Annotated in this window: 21 protein-coding genes; 9 read left to right on the plus strand and 12 right to left on the minus strand. The window is 72.3% G+C overall.

What is annotated here, in order from left to right; translation table 11 throughout:
* Positions 1-25 precede the first annotated feature (25 nt).
* A complete protein-coding gene (locus MCBG_RS05095) occupies positions 26-1417 on the plus strand; it encodes an aminotransferase-like domain-containing protein (RefSeq protein WP_043324302.1) in 1392 nt (463 codons plus the stop codon).
* 234 nt (positions 1418-1651) lie between these two features.
* On the opposite strand, the gene MCBG_RS05100 is transcribed toward MCBG_RS05095, so the two are convergent.
* From MCBG_RS05100 to MCBG_RS05130, 7 genes are all read right to left on the minus strand, one after another.
* On the minus strand, positions 1652-5938 hold the full coding sequence (locus MCBG_RS05100; RefSeq protein WP_043324304.1) for a discoidin domain-containing protein: 4287 nt from the start codon (positions 5936-5938) through the stop codon (positions 1652-1654).
* A gap of 92 nt (positions 5939-6030) precedes the next feature.
* Entirely contained in the window at positions 6031-8901 is a 2871-nt protein-coding gene (locus MCBG_RS05105; RefSeq protein WP_043324305.1) for a discoidin domain-containing protein, read from the minus strand.
* Positions 8902-9055: 154 nt separating this feature from the next.
* Positions 9056-10681: a glycoside hydrolase family 13 protein gene (locus tag MCBG_RS05110; RefSeq protein WP_043324307.1), complete on the minus strand. Its 1626-nt coding sequence runs from the start codon at positions 10679-10681 to the stop codon at positions 9056-9058.
* A 75-nt stretch (positions 10682-10756) separates the two neighbouring features.
* Positions 10757-11644 (minus strand): carbohydrate ABC transporter permease, encoded by an 888-nt coding sequence (locus tag MCBG_RS05115; protein WP_043324309.1) that lies wholly within the window; start codon positions 11642-11644, stop codon positions 10757-10759.
* A 3-nt stretch (positions 11645-11647) separates the two neighbouring features.
* Entirely contained in the window at positions 11648-12607 is a 960-nt protein-coding gene (locus tag MCBG_RS05120; protein ID WP_043324311.1) for a carbohydrate ABC transporter permease, read from the minus strand.
* 60 nt (positions 12608-12667) lie between these two features.
* On the minus strand, positions 12668-14044 hold the full coding sequence (locus tag MCBG_RS05125) for an ABC transporter substrate-binding protein (protein ID WP_043324313.1): 1377 nt from the start codon (positions 14042-14044) through the stop codon (positions 12668-12670).
* A gap of 352 nt (positions 14045-14396) precedes the next feature.
* Entirely contained in the window at positions 14397-15398 is a 1002-nt protein-coding gene (locus tag MCBG_RS05130; RefSeq protein ID WP_043324315.1) for a LacI family DNA-binding transcriptional regulator, read from the minus strand.
* Between the two features lie 200 nt (positions 15399-15598).
* Between MCBG_RS05130 and MCBG_RS05135 the strand changes: the two genes are divergently transcribed.
* Positions 15599-17596 carry a glycosyl hydrolase family 28-related protein gene (locus MCBG_RS05135; RefSeq protein ID WP_140946236.1) on the plus strand — a complete coding sequence of 666 codons (1998 nt, stop codon included), beginning with the start codon at positions 15599-15601 and terminating at the stop codon, positions 17594-17596.
* A 56-nt stretch (positions 17597-17652) separates the two neighbouring features.
* On the opposite strand, the gene MCBG_RS05140 is transcribed toward MCBG_RS05135, so the two are convergent.
* The 4 genes from MCBG_RS05140 to MCBG_RS05155 all read right to left on the minus strand — a co-directional run bounded on the left by MCBG_RS05140 (position 17653) and on the right by MCBG_RS05155 (position 21185).
* Positions 17653-18462, minus strand: coding sequence for a SigB/SigF/SigG family RNA polymerase sigma factor (locus MCBG_RS05140; protein ID WP_043324319.1), 810 nt, complete (start codon positions 18460-18462; stop codon positions 17653-17655).
* A 142-nt stretch (positions 18463-18604) separates the two neighbouring features.
* Positions 18605-19168: a GerMN domain-containing protein gene (locus MCBG_RS05145; protein WP_043324320.1), complete on the minus strand. Its 564-nt coding sequence runs from the start codon at positions 19166-19168 to the stop codon at positions 18605-18607.
* A complete protein-coding gene (locus MCBG_RS05150; protein ID WP_043324322.1) occupies positions 19165-20514 on the minus strand; it encodes a HAMP domain-containing sensor histidine kinase in 1350 nt (449 codons plus the stop codon). Before MCBG_RS05150 ends, MCBG_RS05145 begins: the two co-directional genes overlap by 4 nt.
* On the minus strand, positions 20511-21185 hold the full coding sequence (locus tag MCBG_RS05155) for a response regulator transcription factor (protein ID WP_043324324.1): 675 nt from the start codon (positions 21183-21185) through the stop codon (positions 20511-20513). The genes MCBG_RS05150 and MCBG_RS05155 overlap by 4 nt, the downstream gene beginning before the upstream one ends.
* Positions 21186-21335: 150 nt before the next feature.
* Between MCBG_RS05155 and MCBG_RS05160 the strand changes: the two genes are divergently transcribed.
* The 5 genes from MCBG_RS05160 (at position 21336) to MCBG_RS05180 (ending at position 24459) form a co-directional block, all read left to right on the plus strand.
* Positions 21336-21701, plus strand: coding sequence for an STAS domain-containing protein (locus tag MCBG_RS05160; RefSeq protein WP_043324327.1), 366 nt, complete (start codon positions 21336-21338; stop codon positions 21699-21701).
* A 9-nt stretch (positions 21702-21710) separates the two neighbouring features.
* Positions 21711-22022 (plus strand): hypothetical protein, encoded by a 312-nt coding sequence (locus tag MCBG_RS05165; RefSeq protein WP_030504078.1) that lies wholly within the window; start codon positions 21711-21713, stop codon positions 22020-22022.
* Positions 22019-22585, plus strand: coding sequence for an STAS domain-containing protein (locus MCBG_RS05170; RefSeq protein ID WP_043324331.1), 567 nt, complete (start codon positions 22019-22021; stop codon positions 22583-22585). The genes MCBG_RS05165 and MCBG_RS05170 overlap by 4 nt, the downstream gene beginning before the upstream one ends.
* A complete protein-coding gene (locus MCBG_RS05175; RefSeq protein WP_043324334.1) occupies positions 22579-22869 on the plus strand; it encodes a BON domain-containing protein in 291 nt (96 codons plus the stop codon). Before MCBG_RS05170 ends, MCBG_RS05175 begins: the two co-directional genes overlap by 7 nt.
* Positions 22870-23007: 138 nt before the next feature.
* Entirely contained in the window at positions 23008-24459 is a 1452-nt protein-coding gene (locus MCBG_RS05180; protein WP_043324338.1) for a cellulase family glycosylhydrolase, read from the plus strand.
* 43 nt (positions 24460-24502) lie between these two features.
* Here the strand turns inward: MCBG_RS05180 and MCBG_RS05185 are convergent, their stop codons facing one another.
* Positions 24503-25393, minus strand: coding sequence for an AurF N-oxygenase family protein (locus tag MCBG_RS05185; protein WP_043324341.1), 891 nt, complete (start codon positions 25391-25393; stop codon positions 24503-24505).
* A gap of 48 nt (positions 25394-25441) precedes the next feature.
* Here MCBG_RS05185 and MCBG_RS05190 point away from each other — a divergent pair, with 48 nt between their 5' ends.
* Both MCBG_RS05190 and MCBG_RS05195 read left to right on the plus strand, forming a co-directional pair.
* Entirely contained in the window at positions 25442-26158 is a 717-nt protein-coding gene (locus tag MCBG_RS05190) for a TetR family transcriptional regulator (protein WP_030504073.1), read from the plus strand.
* Positions 26155-26424, plus strand: a complete 270-nt coding sequence (locus tag MCBG_RS05195) for a DUF4873 domain-containing protein (protein ID WP_043324346.1) — start codon at positions 26155-26157, stop codon at positions 26422-26424. The genes MCBG_RS05190 and MCBG_RS05195 overlap by 4 nt, the downstream gene beginning before the upstream one ends.
* The last annotated feature ends 142 nt before the right edge of the window (positions 26425-26566 follow it).

Genomic DNA, 26566 nt, shown 5'->3' on the forward strand with positions numbered 1-26566 from the left:
TGCAGTAGCGCTACTCTGTGCTGTCATGAATGATGGTAGCGCTATCGAGCGTGTCGTCCGGCATCTGGGTGCGCTGGCGGCGGACGCCGTCCCCGGCACGCGACTGCCGTCGGTACGGGAGCTGACCGCCCACCATCACGTCTCCCCCGTCACCGTCGCCGAGGCGACCCGGCGGCTCGTCGCGGACGGCCTGATCGAGACACGGCCGGGACGTGGCGCGTACGTGTCGAACCGGCGCGCCGACCCAACACGGCCGGACCTGTCGTGGCAGACCGTCGCGCTCGGCTCACGGCGCGACGGCGAGGAGGAGATGCAGGCGCTGCTGGCGTTACCGCCGTCGGGCGCGATCCCGCTGACCGGCGGCTACCTGGACCCGGACCTCCAGCCGGCCGCCGCGCTCGGCGCGGCGCTCGCCCGCGCCGCCCGGCAACCGGCGGCGTGGCAGCGCGGCCCGGTCGAGGGACGCGCCGACCTGCGCGCCTGGTTCGCCCGAGCGGCCGGCGGGGGCCTGCGCGCCGAGGACATGGTGATCTGCCCGGGCGGGCAGGCCGCGCTCTCCACCACGCTGCGGGCGCTCACCACACCCGGCGACACGCTGCTCGTCGAATCCCCCACCTACCTGGGCGCGCTCGCCGCCGCGCGCGCCGCCGGGCTGCGGGTGGTGCCGGTGCCCGCCGACACCGACGGGGTACGCCCCGACCAGCTCGCCGCCGCGTTCGCCCGCACCGATGCCCGCCTGTTCTACTGCCAGCCGCTGCACGCCAACCCGCACGGCGCGACGCTCTCCCCCGCACGACGCACCCAGGTCGCCGAGGCGGTACGCGACGCCGGGGCGTTCCTCATCGAGGACGACTACGCCCGCGACCTCACCATCGACGGCGAGGCCCCGCCACCGCTGGCCGCCGACGACCCCGACGGACACGTCGTCTACCTGCGCTCACTGACCAAACCGGCAGCGCCCGGCCTGCGCATCGCCGCGCTCGGGGCGCGCGGACCGGCCGGAGCCCGGCTGCGCGCCGCCCGCCTGCTCGACGACCTGTTCGTCGCCGGGCCGCTGCAACAGGCAGCGCTGGAGTTCCTCACCGCGCCGGCCTGGGACCGGCACCGCCGCAGCCTGCGCGGACAACTGCGGGCCCGCCGGGAGGCGCTGCTAGCCGCACTGAACCGCCACCTGCCGCAGCTGGCGCCGCGCGACGTCCCGCGCGGCGGCCTGCACCTGTGGGTACGCCTGCCCGACAACACCGACGACGTAACGGTGACCACGGCTGCCGCGGCAGCGGGGGTGACCGTCTTCCCCGGCCGCCCCTGGTACGCCGCCGAACCCCCCGCCCCGCACCTGCGCCTCACGTACGCCGCCGCCCCACCCGAGCAGATGGACGAGGCGATCCGCCGCCTCTCCACCGCCCTCCCCCACTGACCGCGCAGCCCTACACCCCCCGTCGATCTTGGACTTGTGGTGCCACAGCTCGTCGGCTTCGCCCCACTATCAGAGGCGCCACAACTCCAAGATCGCCGTGCCGCCCTCGCCGCCCGCCCCGCCCCGCCCCGTCCCGTCCCGCGATCTTGCAGTTCGCGCCCCCTGATGCCAGGAGTAATCCGGCATCACCGGGGCCGAAAGTGCAAGATCGCGGGGGTGGGAGAGGCCGCGAGGTTAGTTGCGGGTGATGGTGAACGTACTTGTGGTGTTCTTGATGTCCTGGGCGTTGTCGGTCAGGCGGAGATTGGTGAACGTGGCCGCGCCGACCGCGGGGCCCTGACCTGCCTCGGGCATCTCGTTGACCCAGATGCCGAAGCCGGACTTCGCGTCGAACGCGTCGCCGCTGCGCCGCGCGCCGGAGATCGACACGTTCGTCAGCACCGTGTCGGTGATCGGGTTCTCCGGCTGGCTGCCGTTGTACTTGGTCTGGAACATGATCCCCGAGTACGTCGGATCGACGATGTCCACGTCGCTCACCCGGATGCCACGGAACTCCTTCGACGCGGAGAACAACCACATCGCCGGGAACGTCTGCGCGCCCCAGAAGTGCCCGCCGGAACGGATCAGCGAGATGTTCTCGAACCGGGTGGGCGGGCTGGCACCGAACCCGACGAACGGGTAGCCGAAGTCCAGCGAGCTGATCGTGATGCCCGAGTACGTGAGCTGGTCGGCGATGTACAGGTTGCGGAAGACGTTGTCGTAGCCGCCGTACACCGCCAGCCCGGCTGCCCGCCAGGTCAGCGTGGCGGTCAGGTTCTCGAACACGTTGCCGTGGTTGCCGCCGGAGCCGCCGGAGTCGGTGGCGGAGAACAACGCGAACGCGTCGTCGCCGTTGGAGCGACCCTCCGAGTTGGTGACCAGGTTGTTCGTGCTGCCGTTGGTCATGTTCACCGCGTCGGCGAAGGTGTTGCGGAACCGGCTGTCCCGGATGGTCAGCCCGTCCACGCTCACCCCCCAGTACGCGCAGACGGTGTGCTCCACCCAGACGCTGTCCAGCGTCAGGTCGTCCACGTCCTTCAACTCGCCCCACACCTTGCCGGGACCGTCGATCCGGTTGGTGTAGTTGCCGAAGAACGCCAGGTGGGCGAAGGTCGAGCCGCTGGCCGAGGACTCGACCCGGAAACCGGCGTCGGTGTTCTGCTGGTTGCGCGGCGTCTGGAAGCGGGTGTACCACATGCCGGCGCCGACGACCTGCACCGCCTTGCCGTACACCTGGAACTTCTGCGCCGTCTCGTACGTGCCGGCGGGCAGGTAGACGCCGACCAGCGTGCCGGTGGTGTCCATCCGTACCGCGTCGAGCGCGTTCTGCACGTCGGCGTGGCTGAACCCGATCGGAACCTTGTAGCGGGCCGGGTCGGGGTTGGCGCGCGGCGCCACCAGTTCGGTGTTGACGAAGTCGATCGCGTACGTGGTGCTGTTCGCCGGGTCCTTCTGGAGCCGGATCCGGCTGCCCGCCGGGACCGTGGCGTCGAGCAGCACGTTCGCCTCGTCGTACAGGTGCCGGGGCGCGCCCGCGCTCGGCGAGTCGCTGGGACCGGCCTCGGCGCCGTAGAGCCAGATGTGCTTCGAGGTGAGGCTCATCGGCTTGTGCAGCACACCGTTGACGTAGACGTTGATGGTCGAGTCGATCCCGCCGCCGCCCGGCGCGTCCGGGATGGAGTAGCGGGCCACCAGGGCGTTCGCGGCCGAGCGGGTGGTCCACTCGACGTACGCGCCGGTGGTGTTGAGCGTGACCGCGCGGCGGCCGGACGCCTCCCCGGCGAGGTCGCCGATGGTGCGGTTCGGGCCGATCACCTGCGCGCCGCCGCCGGTCGTGCCGTCCTCGGCCTCGTACGCGTCGTACGGCAGGTTCGCCCCGCGGCCGACGAACAGCGCCCGGTCGCTGGTGTTGTTCTGCCGCTTCACCGGCAGCTCGTTGCCGTCGTCTGCGAGCACCACCCGCACCGTGTACCGGCCGTTGGCGGCGGTCCACGTGCCGAGCGACACCGGTCCGGCGGTGGCACCGGCCGCGATCGTGCCGCTGTACGAGCCGGTGAGCGTGCGGACCACCGCGCCGGACTGGTCGCGCACCGTCAGCGTGATGCCGTGCGCGCCGCTCGCCGACGCGATGGTGCCCTGGTTGCGCAGCGTCACCGCGAAGGAGACGGTGGCGCCGGCGCTCGGCGTGCCGGGTGACCAGGTGACGGCGGAGGCGACCAGGTCGGAGCTGGCGACCGGGCTGACGGTCAGCGGGGTCGGGCTGGTGTAGGAGTTGTTCGCCTCGTTCTGCTCGATCACCGCGTTCGACTCGTCGACCTTCGCGGTGAGCGGGTAGCTGCCGGCGTCGCGTACGCCGATGCTCGCCGAGACAGTGCTCGACGCGCCCGCGGCGAGCGCGCCGACGGCGGCGGTGCCGACCTTCGTCGTACCCAGGTAGAGGTTGACGTCGGTGGCGGCGGAGGCCGCGGTGCCGGCGTTGCGCACGGTGGCGGACAGCGTGATCGCGTCGGTCTCCACCGGCGCGGACGGCGAGGCGGTGACGGCCGTGACGGTGAGGTCCGGGTTCGGCGCCGGGACGCCGATGACCTGAAGTTCGGCGACCTGGCCGTTGGCGGAGCCGGAGTTCGCGGTGAACTGGAGCCGGACGTCGGCTGCGGTCGCGGAGACCGGGACGGTCACCGTGTTGGCGCTGTTCGGGTTGAAGGAGTACGTGGCGGAGCCGACCAGGCTGGTGAACCCGGACGCGGACTGCTCCCGCCCGAGCACCTGGAACGTCTGGGTGCGCGCGCCCCACGCCGGGTCCGGGTTGAGCTTCACGACGACGGCGCTGATCGCGGCGTTGGCGCCGAGCGCGACGGTGAGCGTGCTCGGGTACGCGCCGGGCGCGCCCTCCCAGTACGTGGTGACGTCGTTGTCGACGGCGTTGGCGGCGGCGAACACGTGCACCATCGACGACGCGGTGGCGGGCTTGCCGACCGCCAGGTTCGTGCCGCCGGTGCTGCTGCCGGTACGGGTGACGGTGTTGCTGTTCGCCGACACGTTCCCGGCGGCGTCGCGGGCCCGCACGTGGTACGAGACGGTCGCGCTGTCCGGCTGGCTGTCGGTGTAGGTGAGCGTGGAGCCGCTGACCGTGGTGCGCAGCGTGCCGTTGGCGTACACCTCGTAGCCGGTGACGCCCACGTTGTCCGTGGACGCGGTCCAGGTCAGCCGGATCTGCCCGCTCGCCGGCTGGGTGTAGGCCAGGTTGCCGGGCGCGGTGGGCGCGACAGTGTCCCCGGTGTTGCCGGTGCGGGTGACCGTGTTGCTGTTCGCCGACACGTTCCCGGCCGCGTCCCGCGCCCGCACGTAGTAGGAGACGGTGGTCCCGGCGGGCTGGGTGTCGGTGTACGTCAGCGTGGTGCCGCCGACGGTGGTGCGCAGCACGCCGTTGGCGTACACGTCGTAGCCGGTGACGCCCACGTTGTCGGTGGACGCGGTCCAGGTCAGCCGCACCTGGTCGGTGGCGGGCTCGGTGAACGCGAGGTTGCCGGGCGCGCTCGGCGCCTGGGTGTCGCCGGTGACCGGGCCGTAGACCTCCAGCTCGCCGAGCTGCCCGGCGGGCCAGGCGCTGTTCGCGGTGAACAGCAGCCGCACGTACCGGGTGGACGCGGTGGGCACGGTGACCGTCACGGTGTTGCCGCCGCCCGGGTCGAACGCGTACGCGGCGGAGCCGACGAGCGTGCCGAACGCAGAACCGTTCGTGCTGCCCTGCACGGTTATCGTCTGGGTGCGTGCGCCCCAGCCGGCCGGCAGCCGCAGCACCAGCCGGTTGACGCTGGTGGCGGCGCCCAGGTCGGCCTGGATCCACTGCGGGAACGCGTTGTTCGGGCTCTCCCAGTAGGTGCCGGCGTTGCCGTCGTTGGCGTTGCCCGCGCCGTACACGTCGGCGTGACCGCTCTCGGTCATGGTCCGGCCGAGCGCGAGGTTGGTCGAGGAGGTGGCCGCGCCGTACACCTCCAGCTCGGCGAGCTGAGCGGCGGCCCAGCCGGTGTTCGCGGTGATCACGACCCGCAGGTAGCGGGCGTCGGTGGCGGTGAAGCCAAGCGTCACGGTGTTGGCGGCGGCCGGGCTGAACGTCCGGGCGGCGGACGCGACGACAGTGGTGAAGCCGCTGCCGTCGGCGCTGGCCTGCACGGACAGCGTCTGGTTGCGGGCCTCCCAGGCGGCAGGGAGCTTCAGCACGACCTGGTCGACGGCGCGGCTGGTGCCGAGGTCGACCTGGGCCCACTGGGGCAGCGCGCCGCTGCTCTCCCAGTAGCTGCCCTGGTTGCCGTCGGTCAGGTTGGCCGCGACGTAGGGGCCGTTGACGCTGCTGGCGGTGGCGGTGCGCCCGGCGGCGAGGTTCGGGCCGCCGGCGGCGAGCGCCGGTGGGGCCGGGGCCGCGGTGACGACCAGGCCGACCGCGGCGAGCGCCGCGACGATTCCGGTACGGAGTCTGGACATGGTGGACGGACACCTTCTTCCCGGGGGAGGTGGAGAGGCGTTCGGGGGTGGGGGTGCGGTGGCGCGGCGGGGATGGTCCCCGCCGCGCCGGGTCAGGAGGCGTACACCTCGAACTCGGACAGCTGGCCGGCCGGCCAGCCGGTGTTGCCGGTGAACGTCAGCCGCACGAAGCGGCGGTCACCGGCGGGCAGCGCGATCGACACGCTGTTGCCGCCCGCCGGGTCGAACGTGTAGCCCGCCGCCGCCTTCAGCGTCGAGAACGACGAGCCGTCGGTGGAGCCGAGCACCGCCACGGTCTGGGTGCGGGTCTGCCAGGCCGCCGACGGGGGCAGTTTCAGCACCACCCGGGCGACCGGCCGGGCGCTGCCCAGGTCGACCGTCACCGACTGGGGGAAGGCGTTGTTGGCGCTCTCCCAGTAGGTGTTCGCGTTGCCGTCGACGGTGTTGGCGGCGCCGTACACGTCGGCGTGGCTGGTCTCCGCGACCGGCCGGCCCGCCGCCAGGTTGCCGGTCGGTGGCGCGGTGGTGGGCGGCGCAGTCGTGGTGGGCGGCGGTGTGGTGGTGCCGCCGCCGTACACCTCCAGTTCGGCGAGCTGGCCCGCCGGCCAGCCGGTGTTGCCGGTGACGGTGACCCGGACGAACCGCCGGTCGCCGGACGGCAGCGCGATCGACACGGTGTTGCCGACGGCCGGGTCGAAGACGCGGCCCGCCGACGCGGCGAGCGTCGTGTACGAGGAACCGTCGGTGGAGCCGAGCACGGCGAGCGTCTGGGTACGCCGTTCCCAGCCGGGCGGGAGCTTCAGCACCACCCGGTCGACGGTGCGGGACGTGCCGAGGTCGACGGTGAGCGACTGCGGGAACGCGTTGTTGGCGCTCTCCCAGTAGCTGGCCGGGTTGCCGTCGACGGCGTTGCCGGCGGCGTACGTCTGGGTGGTGCTGGTGGCGGTCGCCGGGCGGCCCAGGGCAAGGTTCCCGCCGGCCGGCGGCGGTGTGGTCGGCGGCGCGGTGGTCGGCGGGGCCGTCGTCGGCGCTGCCGTGGTCGGCGCCGGGCTGGTCGGCGGCGGGCTGGACGGTCCGTTGCCCCACTGCGGCTGCGGCCACGGCCCGCAGTACGGGGTGGGCGTGTACCAGCCGGAGTTGCCGGCGCCCTGGGTGATCTGGAAGCCGCTGCCGACGCAGTTGTGGATCGGGTTGGACTGGGCGATGCCGGTGGCCCGCACGTTTGTGAACCGGACCTGGCTGGGCGCCTGCACCTGGAGCGCGTACGTGCCAGCACCGTCGATGCGGACGTTGTCGAACGAGATGCCGCTGGTCTGCCCCTCGATCCAGTGCAGCGCCGCGTACGAGCTGTCCAGGATGTCGGTGTCGGTGACGTTGATCGTGGCGCCCTGGATCGGCTCGTTGAGCGCGGAGAACCAGATCGCGCCCACGCCGAACTGCCAGTTGTAGTCGGAGTTGCCGTTGCGGATCAGTGTGTTGCGGGCCACCGTGATCGTGCCGGCCACGGCGGTCGGCCCGGTGACGCCCGGATAGCGGTTCGCCACGTGGATGCCACCGCCGTTGGTGACCGAGTCGGCGGTGACGTTGTCGGCGATGGTGATGTCCCGCCCGCCGTACGTGACCAGGTGGTTGGCCAGGATCGTCACGCCGATGGTGTTGCGGGTGAAGGAGTTGCCCACGTTCGGCACGCTCTGCGCCCACATGGCCAGCGCGTCGTCACCGGTGTTGCGGACGAACGTGTTCGTCACCGTGGAGTTGGTGACGCCCCAGTGGAAGTTCACCCCATCGGCGGTCTGGTCCAGGATGCGGCTGTTGCGGATGGTGAAGCCGTCCATCGGCCCGTCCATCCAGGCGCCGACCTTGGTGTGCTGCAACCACAGGTTGTCCACCACCGAGTTGCTCATCGCGCCGCCGATGGCGTTGACCTGGTCCTCGTCGACGCGTTCCCGGATGTCGCCGATGATGGCGAAGTCCCGCAGCGTGACGTTGCGGCTGGGCCCACCGGCCTCGTGCGGGCGGATCTCGCCGGAGTAACCGCCGCCCGGCACGTACTTGCCGTAGATGCCGGCGGCACGTTTACGGTCGGTCGGGTGCCGGCCGCCGAGCACCGAGTACCAGGGGCCGGCGCCGCGCAGCGTCACGCCGTCGACCACCACGTGGTCCCAGAGCGTGAACGTGCCGGCCGGGATCCACACCGCCCGGCCCTGCGCCTTGCCGGCGTCCACCGCGGCCTGGAACTTCGCCGTCGAGTCGGTGGTGCCGGTCGGGTCGGCGCCGAAGTCGGTCACCACGTCCAGCACGCCGGACGGCTTGGTGATCTGCGCCCCGACCAGCTCGAAGTCGGCCAGGTCGATGGTGAACGTTGGTGACTGGGCGGTCGAGGACACCTGGAGGCGGATCTTCGTGCCGGCCGGGTACGTGGTGCCGAACATGGTGCGGGTCTCGTCGTAGAAGTGGTGCGGGTTGGTGTCGCCCGGGTTGTTGTTGAACGGGTAGCCGCCGTAGTACCAGCCGTACCGGGAGGTGACCGGCACCGCCTTGACCAGCGTGCCGTTGGCGCGCAGGTCGATGGTGGCGTCGCGGCCGGTGCCGGCGGCGTTGTCCGGCAGGCTGTACCGGAACGTGACCGCGTTCGCGGGGGCGGTGAGCGTGAACTCGACGTACTCGCCGACGGCGTCGAGCGTGACCGCCTCCCGGCCGGACGCCTCGGACGGCAGCGTGCCGTAGCGCCGGTCGGGGCCGATCTTCGTGCCGTTGTGGACGGCCTGCTCGGCTTCCTGCTCGCGGAACGGCACGGTGGCGCCGCGTCCGGTGATGTCGAACGGGGACAGTCCGGCGGCGTACGCCGGGGTGGCGGTCGTGGTGAGCGCCACGACGACGAGTGTCGAGGCGGCGAGCGTGGCGGCGGCGAGGGCGGCCACGCCGGTGCTGCGGTGGCGGTGCGCGGTGCGGTGCTCGGCCATGCGGGGTGTGCTCCCTTTCGTCGGTGGCCAGATCCCCCCGTGCGGCGTTGCCTCTCCTTCCTCCTCCCCAGGTGTGCGGCGTCTGTGGCGGCCGGGACGGGCCGCCGGGTGTTTCGGCGGCGCCGGCGGCGGGACGGGGCCGCCGGCGCCGCGGTCAGGCCGATCGGGTACGCAGCCAGACCGCGGTGTCCGGTGGCAGCCGGTCGTCGTCGAGCGGGCCGCTGGCGAGCAGCAGCTCGTCGTGCGCGGGCAGCGGCACGGCGGCGTCGCCGAGGTTGACCACGCAGGTGAAGCCGGGTTCGCGGGCGAACGCGAGCACGCCCTCCGGTGCGGGCAGCCACGCCAGGGTGCCGTCGCCGAGCGCCGGTTCGGCGCGGCGCAGCGTCAGCGCGGCCCGGTACAGCTCCAGCATCGAGTGCGGGTCACCGGTCTGGGCGCGGACCGTGCGGTCCTTCCAGTCGGCAGGTTGCGGCAGCCAGGGCGCGGCGGACGCGCCGTCGGGGCTGAACCCGAACGGCGGCGTGTCGCCCTGCCAGGGCAGCGGCACCCGGCAGCCGTCGCGGCCCGGGTCGACCCGTCCGGACCGCTCCCACATCGGGTCCTGCCGCAACTCGTACGGGATGTCCTCGACCTCCCAGAGGCCCAGCTCCTCGCCCTGGTAGACGTAGGCGGCGCCGGGCAGCGCGAGGGACAGCAGCGCGGCGGCGCGGGCCCGGCGGGTGCCCAGTTCCAGGTCGGTGGGGATGCCCTCGCGCTTGGCGGCGAAGCTGAACCGGGTGTCGGCGCGGCCGTACCGGGTGACGTGCCGGGTGACGTCGTGGTTGGACAACACCCAGGTGGCGGGCGCGCCGACCGGGGCGTGCGCGGCCAGCGTGCCGTCGATGCTCTCCCGCAGCGCGGTGGCGTCCCAGGCGCAGCCGAGGAAGTCGAAGTTGAACGCGGTGTGCAGCTCGTCCGGGCGCAGGTAGTTCGCGAACCGCTGCCGGTCCGGCAGCCACACCTCGCCGACCAGTGCCCGCCCGCCCGGGTACGAGTCGGCGATGCGCCGCCAGGCGCGGTACACGTCGTGCACGCCGTCCTGGTCGCGGAACGGGTGCGGCCGGTCCGGGTGGACCTCGGGCAGCGTGCCGTCCTTGACGAGCAGCCCGGCCGAGTCGATGCGGATGCCGTCCACGCCCCGCTCGAACCAGAACCGCAGGATGTCCTCGAACTCTTCGCGGACCCGGGGGTGGTCCCAGTTGAAGTCGGGTTGCTGCGGGGCGAACAGGTGCAGGTACCAGTCGCCGGGGGTGCCGTCCGGGTCGGTGGTGCGGGTCCAGGTCGGGCCGCCGAACTCGCCGGTCCAGTCGGTGGGCGGCAGGTCGCCGCCGGGCCCCCGGCCGGGGCGGAACCAGAACAGGTCCCGTTCGGGCGCGCCCGGCCCGCCCGCGAGCGCGGCCCGGAACCACTGGTGCGCGTCGGAGCAGTGGTTGGGTACCACGTCGACGATGCTGCGGATGCCGAGCGCGTGCGCCTCCGCGATCAGCGTCTCCACCTCGGCGAGCGTGCCGAAGACCGGGTCGATGTCGCGGTAGTCGGACACGTCGTAGCCGGCGTCGGCCATCGGCGACGGGTACCAGGGGCTGAACCAGATGGCGTCGACGCCGAGCGCGGCGAGGTGGTCCAGGCGGGACCGGATGCCGGCGACGTCGCCGATCCCGTCGCCGTTGCCGTCGGCGAAACTGCGCGGGTAGACCTGGTAGATCACCGCGGAGCGCCACCACGGGCTGTTGTCGGCCATGGACACGGGCACCTGCTTTCTGCGGGGTCGGTTCTGCGGCGGCGGGCGGTACGGCCGGCGGCGGGCGGCGCCCGGTCAGCCCTTGAGGCCGCCGGTGGTCAGGCCGGACATGATGTTGCGCTGGAAGATCAGGAACAGCACGACGGTGGGGATGGCGGCGATCACCGACGCGGCGATGACCACGTTCATCGGGGTGCCACCGGCGAAGGCGTAGATGCCGACGCTGACGGTCCGCGTCTCCGGCGACGGCATGACCAGCTTCGGCCAGAGGAAGTCCTTCCAGACCGCCGTCACCGCGAAGATCGCCACCACGCCGAGGATCGGGCGGGACATCGGCAGGACGATGGACCAGAGCGTGCGCAGCGGGGAGGCGCCGTCCATCACGGCGGCGGCCATCAGGTCCTCCGGGATCGAGTCGAAGAACCGTTTCAGCAGGAAGATGTTGAACGCGTTCGCCACCAGCGGCAGCCAGATCGCGAACGGCGAGTCGAGCAGGTTGACGTGCACAATCGGCAGGTCGATCACCGTGACGTACTGCGGGACGATGAGCACCATCGCCGGGATCATCAGCGTCGCCAGCATCATGCCGAGGATCAACCCGCCCAGCACCGGACGCAGCTTCGACAGCGCGTACGCGGCGGCGGTGTCGAACACGAGCTGGAACACCACCGCCCCGGTGGCGTAGTAGAACGTGTTGAACAGCAGCTTCGCCAGATCCAGGTTGGTCCAGGCGTCGACGTAGTTGCCCGGCTGCGGGTCGCGCGGGAACAGCGTCGGCGGGGTCTGGGCGATCTCCTGGCCGGACTTCAGCGCGCCGGTGACCATCCAGTACAGCGGGCCGAGGAACACCAGCGTGAACCCGGCCACGACCACGGAGAGCACGGCCCAGTAGAGGACGCGGCCGCGACCGCGGCGCAGTTGGGCGTGGGAGATGAGGGTACGGGTGGTGCTGTCGGCGGCCATGTCCTAGTCCTGTCTCGCGGTCAGTCGCAGGTAGACGGCGGAGAACCCGGCCAGCACCACCAGCATGATCACGCCGAGCGCGGCGGCGCCGTTGAGGTCGTTCTGGAAAAACCCGTGCTGGTAGATCAGGTACGCCACGGAGGTCGCCGAGTCCTGCGTACCGGCGCCGTTGGCGAGGATCAGCGGCTCGATGAACAGCTGCATGGTGGCGACGATCTGGAGCATCGCCAGCAGCGCCAGGATCAGCCGGGTCTGCGGGACCGTCACGTGCACGATGCGCCGCCACACCCCGGCGCCGTCGATCTCGGCGGCCTCGTACAGCTCGCCGGGGATGTTCTGCAGCGCGGCCAGGTAGATCAGCACGGCGCCGCCCATGTTCATCCAGGTCGACGCGATCACCATGGCCGGCATCGTCATGGTGGGCGACTGCATCCACTCCGACGTGGGCAGTCCCAGCGCGGTGAGGACCGCGTTGAACAGCCCCGCCTCGCTCGGGTCGTAGGCGTAGAACTTGAACAGGAACAGCGCGGACGCCGGCGGCAGCATCACCGGCAGGTAGACGAGCACCCGCAGGTAGCCCTTGGCGTGGCGCAGCTCGTTGAGCAGGATCGCCACGAAGAACGGCACCAGGTAGCCGAGGACGAGCGCCAAACCGGTGAAGACGAACGTGTTCTTCCAGGCGGTCCAGAAGCTCGGATCGGCGATGATCCGGCTGTAGTTGTCCCAGCCGACCCAGGTGGTCTCGCCGCGGCGGGTGCGCTGGAAGCTCATCACGACGCCGCGGACCATCGGGTACCAGGAGAAGACGGCGAAGCAGACGACGGCGCCGATGAGGAACGTGTGCCCGGTGAGGTTGTCCCGGACCTTGCGGCCGAGACCGGCGCGGCGTCCGGCGGTACGCGACGGCGTCGACGCGGCAGGACCGGTACGGCGGGTGGCGCCGGGGGCGGTGGTGAGCGCCAAGGCGACTCCTGCGGTGCTCGGGGAGGTGGGGCCGGTGCGCCGGCCCCACCTCCGGTCGGGTCAGCTGTCGGCGGCCAGCAGCTGGTTGACCTTGTCCTCGGCGGTCTTGAGCAGCGCGTCGATGTTCGCGTTCGGGTTGGTCAGCACACCGGACATCGCCGCGTCGAGCACCGCGTAGATCGCCTGCGCGTTGCGCGGCTCACCCTTGATCGGCACCGGGTTGGCCTCGAAGACCGCGAAGTTCGTGGTGTCCACGTTCGCGTTCGCCTTGCGCAGCTCCAGTTCCTGCTTCTGCGCGTCGCTGCCGTTCGTGAACAGCAGCGGCTGGGGCAGGCCGACCGGGTAGTTCTGCGGCTTGGCGCGCACGTAGTCGAACTGGCCCTTACCCGGGGTGAGCTTCTGGTAGGCGAGCCACTTCAGGCCGGCCTTGACCTGCTCGGGGCTCAGGCCCTTCTTGAAGAAGTAGCCCTCGCCGCCGCCCAGCGTGGCCTTGGCCGGGCCGTCCTGGCCGGGCAGCGGGCCCATCGCCCAGTCCTGGTACTTGCCCTGGAACTGGCTGACGATCGCCTGGGTCGCGTCCGGCGCGCCGATGAACATGCCGACCTTGCCGGCGCCGGCGTTGGTGAGCAGGTCACCCCACTGGAGCAGCTGCCGGGCACCCATGCTGTTGTCGCCGTAGCGCATGTCCTTGAGGTTCTGCAGGACCTGCTTGCCCATCGCGTTGTTGAAGTCGGCCTTCTTGCCGTCGGCGCTGAGCACCTGCCCGCCCTGCGAGTAGAGCAGCGACGTGAAGTGCCAGCCGCCGGTGTTGCCCGCGCTGTACTCGGCGTACCCGGCGATGCCGTCGCCGAGCGCGGAGATCTTCTTGGCCGCGGCCCGCACCTCCGGCCAGGTCTTCGGCGGGTTGTTCACGTCGAGCCCGGCCCGCTGGAACAGCGCCTTGTTGTAGATCAGGCCCATCGAGTAGTTCTTCACCGGTACGGCGTAGAGCTTGCCGCCGTCGGTGAAGACCTCCTTGAGCGCCGGGTCGACGCTGTCCCAGGTGGGGATGGTGTCCTTCGTGGCGTACTGGCCGATGTCCATCGCCTGGCCGGAGTCCAGCACCTGCTGCAGGTCGGTCATGTAGCCGTAGAACACGTCGGTGACGGTGCCGCCGGCCAGGCGGGCGGTGAAGTCCGGCGGGTTGTTGCACTGCTCGCCGACGCTGACGCTCTTGACGACGATGTCCGGGTTCTGCCGCTGGAACTCGGCGACGTCGTCGTTCCAGTTCTTCAGCAGCTCCTTCTGCGCGCCGACCGGCTGGCAGTCGACGGTGATGGTGACCTTGCCGCCGGCGTCGCCGCTGTCGTCGCTCTTGGTGGAGCACGCCGCAAGGCTGAGCCCGAGGCCGGTCGCGAGCGCGAGCGCCGCGACCTTCCGATACTGCGGTACGGACATCTGTCCATCCCTTCGGGAACGGGTGTATCCATGGCCTTCACTGATGTGCGGTGACCGCGCGGCTGCCTCTGGTGGTGGAACGGCAGCCGGCACGCGCCCTGCCTCCGGAAACCGCGCCCCGGGTCAGGTGTGAGTGGAGTCACTGTAGCGACGCGAACCGAACCCAGCAAGATGCCGACTGACAGACGCAAGAATTCGACTTGACCTCGGAAGGGCGCGGCTCCAGTCGGCCGCATCGTCGATCTTGGAGTTGTGGCGCCTCAGATACCGGCATCAGTGCCGCATTCCGGGCACCACAACTCCAAGATCGACGGATGCGGTGGGGTGGGGTGAGGCGGCGTGGGCCCCGGGGTCAGCTGCGGGGGGCGGGGGCGGTGGAGCCGCGTACCACCAGCTCGGGCTCGAACAGCAGCTCGTCGTGCAGCACCCCGACGCCCTCGATCTGGGTCACCAGCAGGTCCACGGCGGCCTGGCCCATTGTCTCGATCGGCTGGCGCACCGTGGTCAGCGGCGGGTCGGTGCAGGTCATGAACGCCGAGTCGTCGAAGCCGACCACCGAGACGTCGGCCGGCACCGCGCAGCCCAAACGCCGGGCGGCCCGGATGGTGCCCAGCGCGAGCACGTCGCTGGCGCAGACGATGCCGGTCGCGCCGCGCTCGATCAGCTTCGTGGCGGCGACCCGCGCGCCCTCCATGGAGAAGCTGGACCGCTCCACCATGGACTGGTCCTCGCCCCAGCCGGCGGCCCGGACCATGGCGTCGAGCTTGCGGCGCGAGGGCACGTGGTCGGCCGGGCCGAGCACCATGCCGATCCGGTCGTGGCCGAGCGAGCGCAGGTGGCCGTACGCCTGCTCGACGGCGACCGCGTCGTCGGTGGACACGCGCGGGAAACCCAGCTCCTCGACGCCGGCGTTCACCAGCACCACCGGCAGGCCCCGGTCGGTGAGGCGCCGGTAGTGCTCGTGCGAGGCGTCGGCGAGCGCGTACGAGCCGCCGGCGAAGATGACGCCGCTGACCTGGTGGTCGAGCAGCATCTCCACGTACCCGGACTCCGGTACGCCGCCGATGGTGCGGGCGCACAGCGCCGGGGTGAAGCCGCGCTGCGCGAGCGAGCCGGTGACCACCTCGGCCAGCGCCGGGAAGATCGGGTTCTGCAGCTCCGGCAGCACCAGGCCGACCAGGCGGGCGCGCTCGCCGCGCAGCTTGCTCGGGCGCTCGTAGCCGAGCACGTCGAGGGCGGTCAGCACGGCGGTCCGGGTCGCCTCGGACACGCCGCCGCGGCCGTTGAGCACCCGGCTCACCGTCGCCTCGCTGACGCCCGCCTTGCGGGCCACCTCGGTCAGGCGCTTCGTCACGGCGGCAATCGTACGTCGGATTCTTGCAAGAAATGAACAGCCGGACGGATCGGCTCTTGCCAAGGCGGCCGACAAGAGGTCCGAAAGATGCGAGCAGATTGATGCTTGAAAGTCAACAGAGCACCGGAATAACATGAGGACCCTTGTCGATGGCCTGCGCCGCCGAGGCCACCCCGTCCCCCGAGAAAGTGGGTGCTCCGATGTCGCGGAGCGTGCCGAGGATCCTCGCGGCGGCGCTCGCCGCCGCCGCCCTGCTCGTACCGCCCGGCGCCGCCACGGCCGGCCCGCCGCGCGGACCGGCCCCCGTGGTGACGCGCGCCGGGCTGGACCCCGCGCTCGTCGCCGGTCGCGGTGCGACTGTGGACTACGTCGAGCAGGAGGCGGAACACGGCCGGACCACCGGCACCGTGATCGGGCCGGACCGGTCGGCGTACACACTCGCCGGTGAGGCGTCCGGCCGCCGCGCCGTGCGCCTGCTGCCCGGCCAGCACGTCGAACTCACGCTCCCCCGGCCCACGAACGCGCTGACCGTGCGCTACAGCATCCCGGACGCGCCGGGCGGCGGCGGGATCACCGCGCCGCTGCGGGTGTCCGTCGGGCACGCGCCCGCCCGCACCATGACGCTGACCTCGCAGTACGCCTGGCTCTACAACCAGTACCCGTTCACCAACGACCCCGGCGCCGACCTGCTGCACCCGGACTGGTGGATCACCGAGTGCTCCTGCGTGCCGGCGGCCACCACGCCCGCGCCGCTGATCAGCAAGCCGTTCCGGCCGCACCACTTCTACGACGAGCAGCGGCTGCTGCTCGGCCGTACCCATCGGGCCGGTGAGGTGGTCCGGCTGACCGCGCCGCGCGGCACCGCCGCCGCGTGGACGGTGATCGACCTGGTGGACGCGCACCTGGTCGCACCGCCGCGCGTGGTCCCCCGCGCGGTGAACGCGCTGTCCTTCGGCGCCGACCCGACCGGCCGGCGGGAGTCCGCAGACGCCCTCGACCGGGCCGTCGCGTACGCCCGGCGGGTGGACCGCCCGCTCTACCTGCCGCCCGGCACCTACCAGGTCGACCGGCACATCGTCGTGGACGACGTGACGATCGCCGGTGCGGGCAGCTGGTACACGATCGTGCGGGGACGCGAGGTCACGCTGGACACGCCCGCGCCCGACGGCTCCCGACACACCGGCGTCGGCTTCTACGGCCGCGACGCCGCCGACGGCGGCAGCAGCGACGTGCACCTGTCCGGCTTCGCGATCGAGGGCGACGTACGCGAGCGGATCGACACCGACCAGGTCAACGCCATCGGCGGGGCGCTCAACCACAGCACGATCGACGGCCTCTACCTGCACCACACGAAGGTCGGCATGTGGTTCGACGGGCCGATGACCGGGCTGCGGGTCACCAACACCGTGATCGCCGACCAGATCGCCGACGGGCTGAACTTCCACACCGGCGTCACCCGTTCCTCGGTGACGAACTCGGTGGTCCGCAACAGCGGCGACGACGCCCTCGCCATGTGGTCGGAGGGGACGGCGAACGCGTCGAACACGTTCGCGTACAACACGGTGCAGTCGCCGGTGCTCGCCAACGGCATCGCGCTGTACGGCGGCGCGGACCTGACCGTCGCGCACAACCTGGTCGCCGACCCGGTACGCGAGGGCAGCGCGATCCAGGTGGGCTCCCGCTTCGGGGCGGAGCCGTTCACCGGCCGCCTGCGGATCACCGGCAACACCACGGTCCGGGCCGGCACGTACGACCTGAACTGGAACATCGGCCTCGGCGCGATCTGGTTCTACGCGCTGGACCGCAGCATCGACGCGGACATCCTGGTCAGCGGCGACGCGTACCTGGACAGCACCTACAACGCGATCATGCTGGTCAGCGACTGGCCGGTGAAGGACAGCGTCCGAATCGACAACGTCCGCTTCCGGGACATCCGGGTCGACGGCGCCGGCACGTCGGTGGTCAGCGCGCGTACGGCGGGCGGGGCGAGCTTCGCGAACGTCGACGCCCGCAACGTGGGCGCGGTCGGCGTGAACAACTGCGGGTCGTTCCACTTCACCCCGGCCGGGTCGGAGTTCGCCCTGACCGACCTCGGCGGCAACGACGGCGGCTGGCTGGCCCCGTGGCTGCTGCCGAACACCATCACCTGCGACGACCGTCCGCCGCTGGTGCCGCCGCCACCGCCGTCGCGCTGGTGACACACGACGCGACCCCCGCCGTCACGGGCCGGCGGGGGTCGCGGTACGTGTGTGGCTCAGGCCTCGGTGAGCTGGCCGCGCAGCTTGGTCAGGGCGCGGGCGAGCAGCCGGGACACGTGCATCTGGGAGACACCGACCCGGGCCGCGATCTCGCTCTGGGTCAGGTTGCCGTAGAAGCGCAGCGTGAGGATCTTCTGCTCCCGCTCGTCGAGCGTGGCGAGCGCCGGGCCGAGGGAGGCGCGCAGCTCGGCCAGCTCGTACTCGTTGTCCTCGGCGCCGAGGGTGTCGCCCAGCTCGGTGGCGCTGTCGCCGTCGCCGATCGGGGTGGACAGCGACACCGCGTTGTAGGCGCGGGCGCCTTCCAGGCCTTCGAGCACCTCTTCCTCGGTGACGTCGAGGTGGGCGGCGATGTCGGCGACGGTCGGGGCCCGGTTGAGCGTCTGGGTCAGCGTGCTGTTCGCCTCGGAGATGCGCAGCCGCAGCTCCTGCAAGCGGCGCGGAACCCGGATGTTCCAGGTGCGGTCGCGGAAGTGCCGCTTGATCTCGCCGAGGATCGTCGGGATGGCGAAGCCGGCGAAGTCGACGCCGCGCGAGGCGTCGAACCGGTCCACCGCCTTGATCAGGCCCAGCGCGGCGGTCTGCGCGAGGTCGCCGGCCGGCTCGCCGCGCCCGCTGTAGCGGGCGGCCAGGTGGTTCGCCAGCGGCAGCCACGCCTCGATGACCTGGTTGCGCAGGGCGGCCCGCTGCGGGTGGCCGGCGGGCAGCGCGGCGAGCGCCGCGATCAGCTCGCTGGCACGGGACTCCTCACCGGTCTGCGGCGCGCGCTGCACCTCGGTCGCGGTCGATGCCATGGTCATCGTGGTCATGCTGCCCTTCCTGTCCTCGGAGAACGGGTGGCCTCCCACACCGGTCGTGCCAGCCACACTAGACCAAAGGCCATGGCCAAATCAACCGAACGGACGATGGAGATTTAGTGTCATATCCGGACATAGAGGCGAGCAACGACGATCAGCGTGGCATCAACGGGCGGTAGTCGGCAGCGGTGAGCGGCAGCGCCGAGAGGCTTCCGTCCGCGCGCGGCACCTCCAGCGGCTGCCCGCCGCGGCGGAACGCGACGCTGTACACGTCCGGTCGCTGCGTGAGGCTGCACACGATCTGCCCGAAGGCCAGCACCTCGTCGTTGCGGCCGGTCTCCTCACCGGCCTGGCGCACGTCGACTGTCGCCACGGTGCCGGCCAGCGTGGCCCCGGCCACCGCCACCGTGCCCGGCAGCGCCGTGGACAGCCCCTGGCGGCGCTCCCCCGGACCGGGACCGGCCAGCAGGTGCTGAAGGTGCGTGTCCACCCCGGGCAGCCCGTCCACCCGGCGGTTGACCACGACCAGGCCGTCGTCCCGGACGAAGCAGAACGGCTCGTCCACCCGCCCGTCCCCGTCGGCGGTCGAGGACACCGCAGGCGTCGGGAAGGCCCCGGGCGGCGTCTGCACGAGCCGGGGCTCGTCGTCCACCGGCACCCCGCAGCCGGCGAGCAGCGCCACGGCGAGCAGGGCGGGCGCGAGCCGCCGCCGGCTCACCGGAGCGCTCCGGGCAGCTCGACCCGGAAACGGGCGCCGGGCGCGCGGTCCAGCACCCGCGCCGACCCGCCGTGCGCGTCGGCGTGCTGCGCCACCAGGGCGAGGCCGAGTCCGGTGCCGTCGGTGCCGGCGCGGTCGTGCGCCGCCCGGCCCCGCACGAACCGGTCGAAGATGATCTCCCGGTCGCCCGGCGGCACGCCCGGTCCGTCGTCGTCGACCTCCAGCACGCCCACGCCGTCGCCCCCGCCCAGGCGTACGGCGACCGGGCCGCCGCCGTAGCGCTCGGCGTTCTCCACCAGGTTCAGCAGCGTCTGCGCGAACCGGCGCCGGTCGACCCACCACTCGTGCGGGACGTCGCCTGCCACCTGCACCAGGCTCTCCGGCAGCGATCGTTCCCGGCAGGCGGCCCGGGCCAGCTCCACCACGTCGACCGTCTCGCGGTGCGCCGGCTGCTCGGTGCGGGCCAACTGGATCAGGTCGTCGACGAGGCGCTGGAACCGGGTCACCTCGTCGGCCACCAGGCCGGCGGCGGTGGCGGTGCGTTCGTCCTGGTGCTCGCGGCGGCGGTGCAGCACGCTCGCCGCCGCGGCCAGCGTCTGCAACGGCGAGCGCAGCTCGTGGCTCACGTCGGCGGCGAAGCGCCGGTCCCGCTCGATGCGGTGCACCAGCTTGTCGACCATCTCGTTGAACGAGCTGGACAGGCGGGTGAGGTCGGGGTCGGTGGTCGGATCGAGCCGGGTGGCGAAGTCCCCGCCCGCGATCCGTTCCGCCGCGTCGGCGACCGCTGTCAGTGGCCGCAGGCTGTGCCGGGTGGCGTACCAGCCGAGCGCCGCGCCCGCCCCGGCCACCATGATCGCCACGGCGATCAGCGCCAGGCCCACCACCTGGAACGTCTCCTCGACCTCCCGCAGCGAGGTCAGCTCGTAGTAGCCGAGCGCGCCGGGCAGCGGCACGCCGACCAGCAGCGCGGGCTGCCCGTCGAGGCGGATCCGCTGCACCGCGGGCTTGCCGTCGGCGACCATGCGCTGCAACTCCACCGGCACGGAGCTGGCGCCCACGTCGGCGGTGCGGGCGTACCAGCCGTCGGGCAGGTGCAGCAGCGGGCGCCGGGCGCTGCCGGTGTCGAGCGAGCGCAGCACCGCCACCACGTCCGGCGTGCCGGTGTCCAGGCCGGAGCGGACCACCGCCGCGTCGTAGTAGGCGGCCCGCACCGCGGTGCGCTCCCGCTCGTCGAGCAGCGAGCGCCGGGTCAGGTCGTACGAGAAGAGGGCCATCAGCGCGGACAGCAGCAACGCGCCGACGGCGAACGCCGCGGTGACGCGGGCGCGCAGTCCGGGACGGGTCATCGCTGCAGCTTGTAGCCGAGGCCGCGGAGGGTCACCAGGTGGCGGGGGTTCGCCGGGTCCGACTCTATCTTCTGCCGCAGCCGGCCGACGTGCACGTCGACGAGCCGCTCGTCGCCGGTCTCGTAGCCCCAGACCCGGCTGAGCAGCTGCTGGCGGGACAGCACCCGGCCGGCGTGCTCGGCCAGCTCGCAGAGCAGCCGGAACTCGGTGCGGGTGACCGGGACCGGCCGTCCGGAGCGGCGCACCTCGCCGGCCTCGGCGCTGATCTCCAGCTCGCCGAAGAACTGGGCGGGGGCGGGCCCGGACACGGTGCGGACCCGCCGGCGCAGCGCCCGCAGCCGGGCCGACAGCTCCTTGATCGCGACCGGCTTCACCACATAGTCGTCGGCGCCGGCCTCCAGCGCGGCGACGATGTCGTGGGTGTCGTCGCGGGCGCTGATCACGACGACCGGCACGTCGTCGTCGCGGCGCAGCTGGCGGATGCAGTCGAACCCGTTCATGCCGGGCAGCATCAGGTCGACGAGCACGTAGTCGGACGGCTTCTCCCGCTGCCGTCGCAGCCCGTCCTCCGCGGTCGGGGCGCCGTACGCCTCGTAGCCCTCCTCCTCCAGGGCGAGCTGCAGCGCGAGCCGGATGCGGTCGTCGTCCTCGATCACCAGTACGGCCGTCATATGGGCATCATGACCGGCCCGGCACGGGTAGCCCAACCGCGTGGGCCGTTCGTGGTTTTTGTCATCGAACCGTCATACAACCGTCCGGGGACCTCCAAGATCGCTGCGCAGAGTGGGGATCGACACTGAACCCGCCACGGAAGCGACCTGATGCCCGCTACCCTGCCGTCCCCGCCGGAGTCCGCCGTGCCGCACGTGCGGGTGGACATCACCGACGAACTGGACCTCGCCGGGCTGCCCGAGGTCGCGCACGTGCTGGACCGCATCCTCGCGCTGCGCCCCCGCGAGCTGACGATCGACCTCGCCGGGTGCCGACATGTGGACGCCGCCGCGGTCGCGCTGCTGCTGGACGTGCACCGGCGGCTGGCGCGGCAGGACGGCGTGCTCACGCTGAGCAACCCGCACCCACGGATCCGGCGCATCCTGCAGACCTCCGGGCTGGGCGCCGTACCCGTCGTCGACACGCCCCGTCCGGCCGCGCGCGGCCGGGCCCGGGTCGCGTCCGCACCCCGCTGAGGAGGGGCCGTGACCGGAAGCACGCTCGTCGGAGCACTCGTGGTGGGTCTCGCCGTCGGTGGCGTGGGCCGGCTCGTCGTGCCGGGACGCAAGGCCGTCCCGGTCTGGCTGACGCTGGCGCTCGGCGTGGCCGCCGCGCTGCTCGGCGCGATCGTGGTCGGGCTGGTGGACCGCCGCCCCGACGCCTCGCCGCTGCTGTCCCTGGTGACGCAGACCGCGTTCGCGGCCGTGGCGGTCGTGCTGGCGGTGGTGACGGCGGGCGGCACGGGCGCGGACCGGCAGGCGCCCGATCCGGGCGCCCGACGGAAGGAGGAGGTGTGACAGTCGTCCCCGCGGACCACCTGATGATGCTCATCTGCGACGGCTGCGGCGACAGCGTCACCGGCGCGGGCGCGACGCTGCCCGACGCCGAGGTGGTGTGGACGCTCGTGTTCGAGCACGACTGGGTCGGCTCGCCCTTCGCGTCCGGCCCGCACCACTGCCCCCGGTGCAGCGTCCGGGCCACGGTCGCCGAGGACGGCCTGGGCACCGAGGACCTGGAGCAGGTGGCCGGCACCCCGGCCGCCGCCGACGTCGATCCCGCCGAGGCGGTACGCCGGGCGCTCGCGGAACGCTCCGTGCGCGGCGACCGCGAACTGGTCGACCTGTCCGCGCTCGAGGTGATCGACTCGGCCGGGCTCGGCCTGCTGGTGCGCGCGCACCAGGACGCCCGGCGCGACGGACGGCGGCTGTGCCTGCTGTCGCCGTCGCGCTTCGTGCTCACCGTGCTGCACACGATGCGGCTCGACGGCGTCTTCACAGTCGTCGACGGCCGCGCCCCGGCGCCGGGATCCGCGTCCCGGCGCGCGGTCATGACCGAACAGAAGGAGCCCTCCCCGTGGTGATGCCCTGGCCGTACCCCGAGTTCCCGTACACCGGCCGTGAGCCGGAGCCCGACGACGCGGACACCCGGCTCGCCTCGCTCGTCGCCCAGCGGCTCAGCGCCGACTGGACCACCCGGCGGCAGCAGATCACCGTCACCGTGCAGAACCGGGTGGTGATCCTCGCCGGCCTGGTGGCCGATCCGGAAACCCGCCTGGTCGCCGCCGAGCTGGCCTGGGACGTGCCGGGCGTGTTCGACGTCTGCAACGCGCTGCGGCTCTACGGTGGGCGGCGCGGCGGCCGCTGAGCCACCGGCTGTTGCACGGATCGACATCCGCCTCTACGCTCGCCCTGGGAGCGCTCCCCCAGGCCGCCGCGTCGGGCTTTCCGGGCAGGTTCACGACGGGCACCGTCCGATCACCATCAAGCGATGGGACCTTCCCGTATGTTCTCGATTCCCCGCCCGTCCCGGCGGCACCTGCTCGTCGGCGGCGCGGTCGGCGCGCTCGCCCTGGCCGCGACGGCCGTCCTGCCGTCGCCGAACGCGATGGCCGCGACCGGCTGTGCCGTCACCTACACCACCAACTCGTGGCCCGGGGGCTTCACCGCCACCGTCGCGGTGAAGAACCTCGGCGACCCGGTGAGCAACTGGACGCTGGGCTTCACCTTCCCCGACGGGGGCCAGCGCGTGGTGCAGGGCTGGTCGGCCACCTGGCAGCAGAGCGGCTCCTCGGTCACCGCGCGCAGCGCGGACTACAACGGCGCGCTCGGCACCGGCGCGAGCACCACTGTGGGCTTCAACGGCTCCTGGACCGGGTCGAACCCGAACCCCACCTCGTTCACGCTCAACGGCACGGTCTGCACCGGCGGCACCGGCACGCCCCCGCCGAGCACCCCGCCGCCCAGCACGCCCCCGCCGCCGACCACTCCCCCGCCCACGACGCCGCCGCCGACCGGCACCACCCCGGTCGCGATCAACGGCCAGCTCCAGGTCTGCGGGGTCAACCTCTGCAACCAGTACGGACGGCCGATCCAGCTGCGCGGCATGAGCACCCACGGCCTGCAGTGGTTCGCCAACTGCTACACCGACACCTCGCTCGACGTGCTGGCCGACGAGTGGCAGGCGGACCTGCTGCGCATCTCGATGTACGTGCAGGAGCAGGGCTACGAGACCAACCCGGCCGGCTTCACCGCCCAGGTGAACACGCTCGTGGACAAGGCCGAGGCCCGGGGCATGTACGCGCTCATCGACTTCCACACGCTGACCCCCGGTGACCCGATGTACAACCTGGACCGGGCCAAGACGTTCTTCGCCAACGTGTCGGCGCGCAACGCGGCCAAGAAGAACGTGATCTACGAGATCACCAACGAGCCCAACGGGGTCAGCTGGTCCACCATCCGCAACTACGCCGAGCAGGTCATCCCGGTGATCCGGGCCAACGACCCGGACGCGGTGATCATCGTCGGCACCCGCGGCTGGTCCTCGCTGGGCGTGTCCGACGGCAGCAACTCCGACGAGATCGTGAACAACCCGGTGCGGGCGCAGAACATCATGTACACGTTCCACTTCTACGCCGCCTCGCACCAGGACAACTACCGCAACGAGGTGCAGCGGGCCGCCTCCCGGCTGCCGCTGTTCGTCACCGAGTTCGGCACCGTCACCTACACCGGCGACGGCGCCGTCGACGTCGCCAGCAGCAACGCCTGGCTCGACCTGCTCGACCGGCTGAAGATCAGCTACGCCAACTGGACGTTCTCCGACGCCCCCGAGGGTTCGGCCGCGCTGCGGCCGGGCACGTGCGCGTCCGGCTCGTTCAGCGGGACGTCGGTGCTGACGCAGTCCGGCGCGTACATGCGCGACCGGATCCGCACCCCCGACAACTTCCCGACCTCCTGACCGGGCGGCCGGCGGCGATCCTTCCCCTTCGGGTCGCCGCCGGTCAGCCCTCGATCAACCCGGCCCGGCGCCACAGCAGCCGGCCCGGCCCGGCCACCAGACCCAGTTCGGTCAGATGCTCGGCGATCCGCTGCGCCGACCAGCGCAGCGTGGCCCGCCAGTGCGGGTTGGCCCGCGCCGCGGCGTGACCGGCCGCCGGGTCGATCCCGACCGACGCGTACGCCCGCGGGTGCACCAGCCGCCGCGTGATCGAGTACGCGGCCCGCCCGATCACCAGCCGCGCGTACGTGAGCGCGACCGGCCCGGCCGCCTCCACCTGCCGGGCCAGCTCGTCGCGGGCGAAGCGCACGTGCCGGGCCTCCTCCACCACGTGGATGCGCGACACCATCCGGATCAGCGGCTGCAACGACTCGTCGGCCATGATCTCGCGCTGGAACGAGTCGAGGATCTCCTCGGCGATCAGGATGGCCGCGTACATCTGCGGGCCGGTGGCGGTGGCCTTGAGCCAGCGCCCGAGCAGATGGTCGACGGGCTCGGCGCGGTAGACGGGCGCGCCGGTGGCCTCGATGAGCCGGCCGAACATGATGGAGTGCCGGCACTCGTCGGCGACCTCGGTCAGCGCGTACTGGGCGTGCCGGCTGGTCGGATCCGCGTCGTAGTAGTGCCGGATCAGCATCTGCATGAGGATCGTCTCGAACCAGATCCCGGCGCTGGCGGCGCTGGCCACCTCGTGCTTGGTCAGCTCGACCCGCTGCTCCTCGGTCAGCCCGTCCCACAGTGGCGTGCCGTAGAGGCTGCTGCGCGACGGCGGCAGCCAGTACGCGCCGGGCACTGGCGGCGCCGACCAGTCGACGTCCACCAGGGGGTCGTAGCTGGTACGCACGGAGGCGGTGAGGAGGCGGGCGGCTACCGCCTCGCGCGGGAATCCGGCCATGACCCCTCCATATTGACGTAACTTCCAGTAACTGTTACGAGTGGTAGCATGCGACGCACCACCACCGATGTCAATGGCCCCGACCCCTCGCCGGAGCCGTCCCCGCCACGGTCCGGAGGGCGGCGTGACCGCTGGGCGGAGCACCGCGAACAGCGCCGCCAGGAACTGATCGCCGCCGCCGTGCAGGCGCTGCTGCGGCACGGCCCGAACGTCGACATGGACCAGGTCGCGGCCACCGCCGGGGTCAGCAAACCGGTGCTCTACCGCTACTTCGCCGACAAGGCGCAGCTCTGGCTCGCGGTCAGCGAGGTGGTCGCGGCGCGCGTGGTGGCCGCCGTCGCGCCCGCCGTGGAGCAGGTCCGCGAGGAGCGGGCGCTGGTCGAGGCGACGATCGACGCGTACCTGAGCGTGGTGGAATTCGAGCCCTCGCTCTACCGGTTCCTGGTGCACGAGTCCGGCCATCCCGGCATCCAGCAGGTGGTCGCCGGCACCAGCCGGCAGGTGGCCACCGGGCTGGCCCGGGTCATCGGCGACCGGCTGCGCGCGCTCGGCCTCGACGCCGGGCCGGCCGAGCCGTGGGCGTACGGGCTGGTCGGGTTCGTGCAGGCGGTCGGCGACTGGTGGACCACGCACGGGCAGCCGATCCACCGGTCCGCGCTCACCGAGTACCTGACCACGCTGCTGTGGAGCGGCATCGAGGGGGTCCGCCGGGGCGCGGACCTGCCGCCGGAGCTGACCCGCGCGCACGAACGGATCGACAGGTGACCTGGCAGGGCACGGCCGAGATCGCCGGCACCCCGGTACGGCTGCACGCCGGCGGCCGGTTCGAGCCGGTCGACGGCCGCTACCACTGGGCCGGGCGCGTCGAGCCGGAGCCACGCCTGGTGCGGCTGCTGCGCTCCGGCCGCCGCGACGTGGAGATCCGCATCGGCGAGCGCGTCACCCGGGCCCGGCTCACCGAGGTGGACCCGTGGGGCGGGGTGCGCATCACCGGCGTCGGCACGCCTCCCTGGCCCCCCGAGGAGGAGTGACACGTACGGTGAGGGGATGACACCGACCGCCACCGTGCTGCTGGTCTTCGGCCGTGGCGTGGTGGCCGGCGACGACGGCTACCGGCTCACCGCCGAGAGCGTCGCGCGCACCGAGGCCGCGGTGGCGTACATCCGCGCGCAC

Source organism: Micromonospora sp. M42, from assembly GCF_000568915.1.
Classification (GTDB): Bacteria; Actinomycetota; Actinomycetes; order Mycobacteriales; family Micromonosporaceae; genus Micromonospora; species Micromonospora chalcea.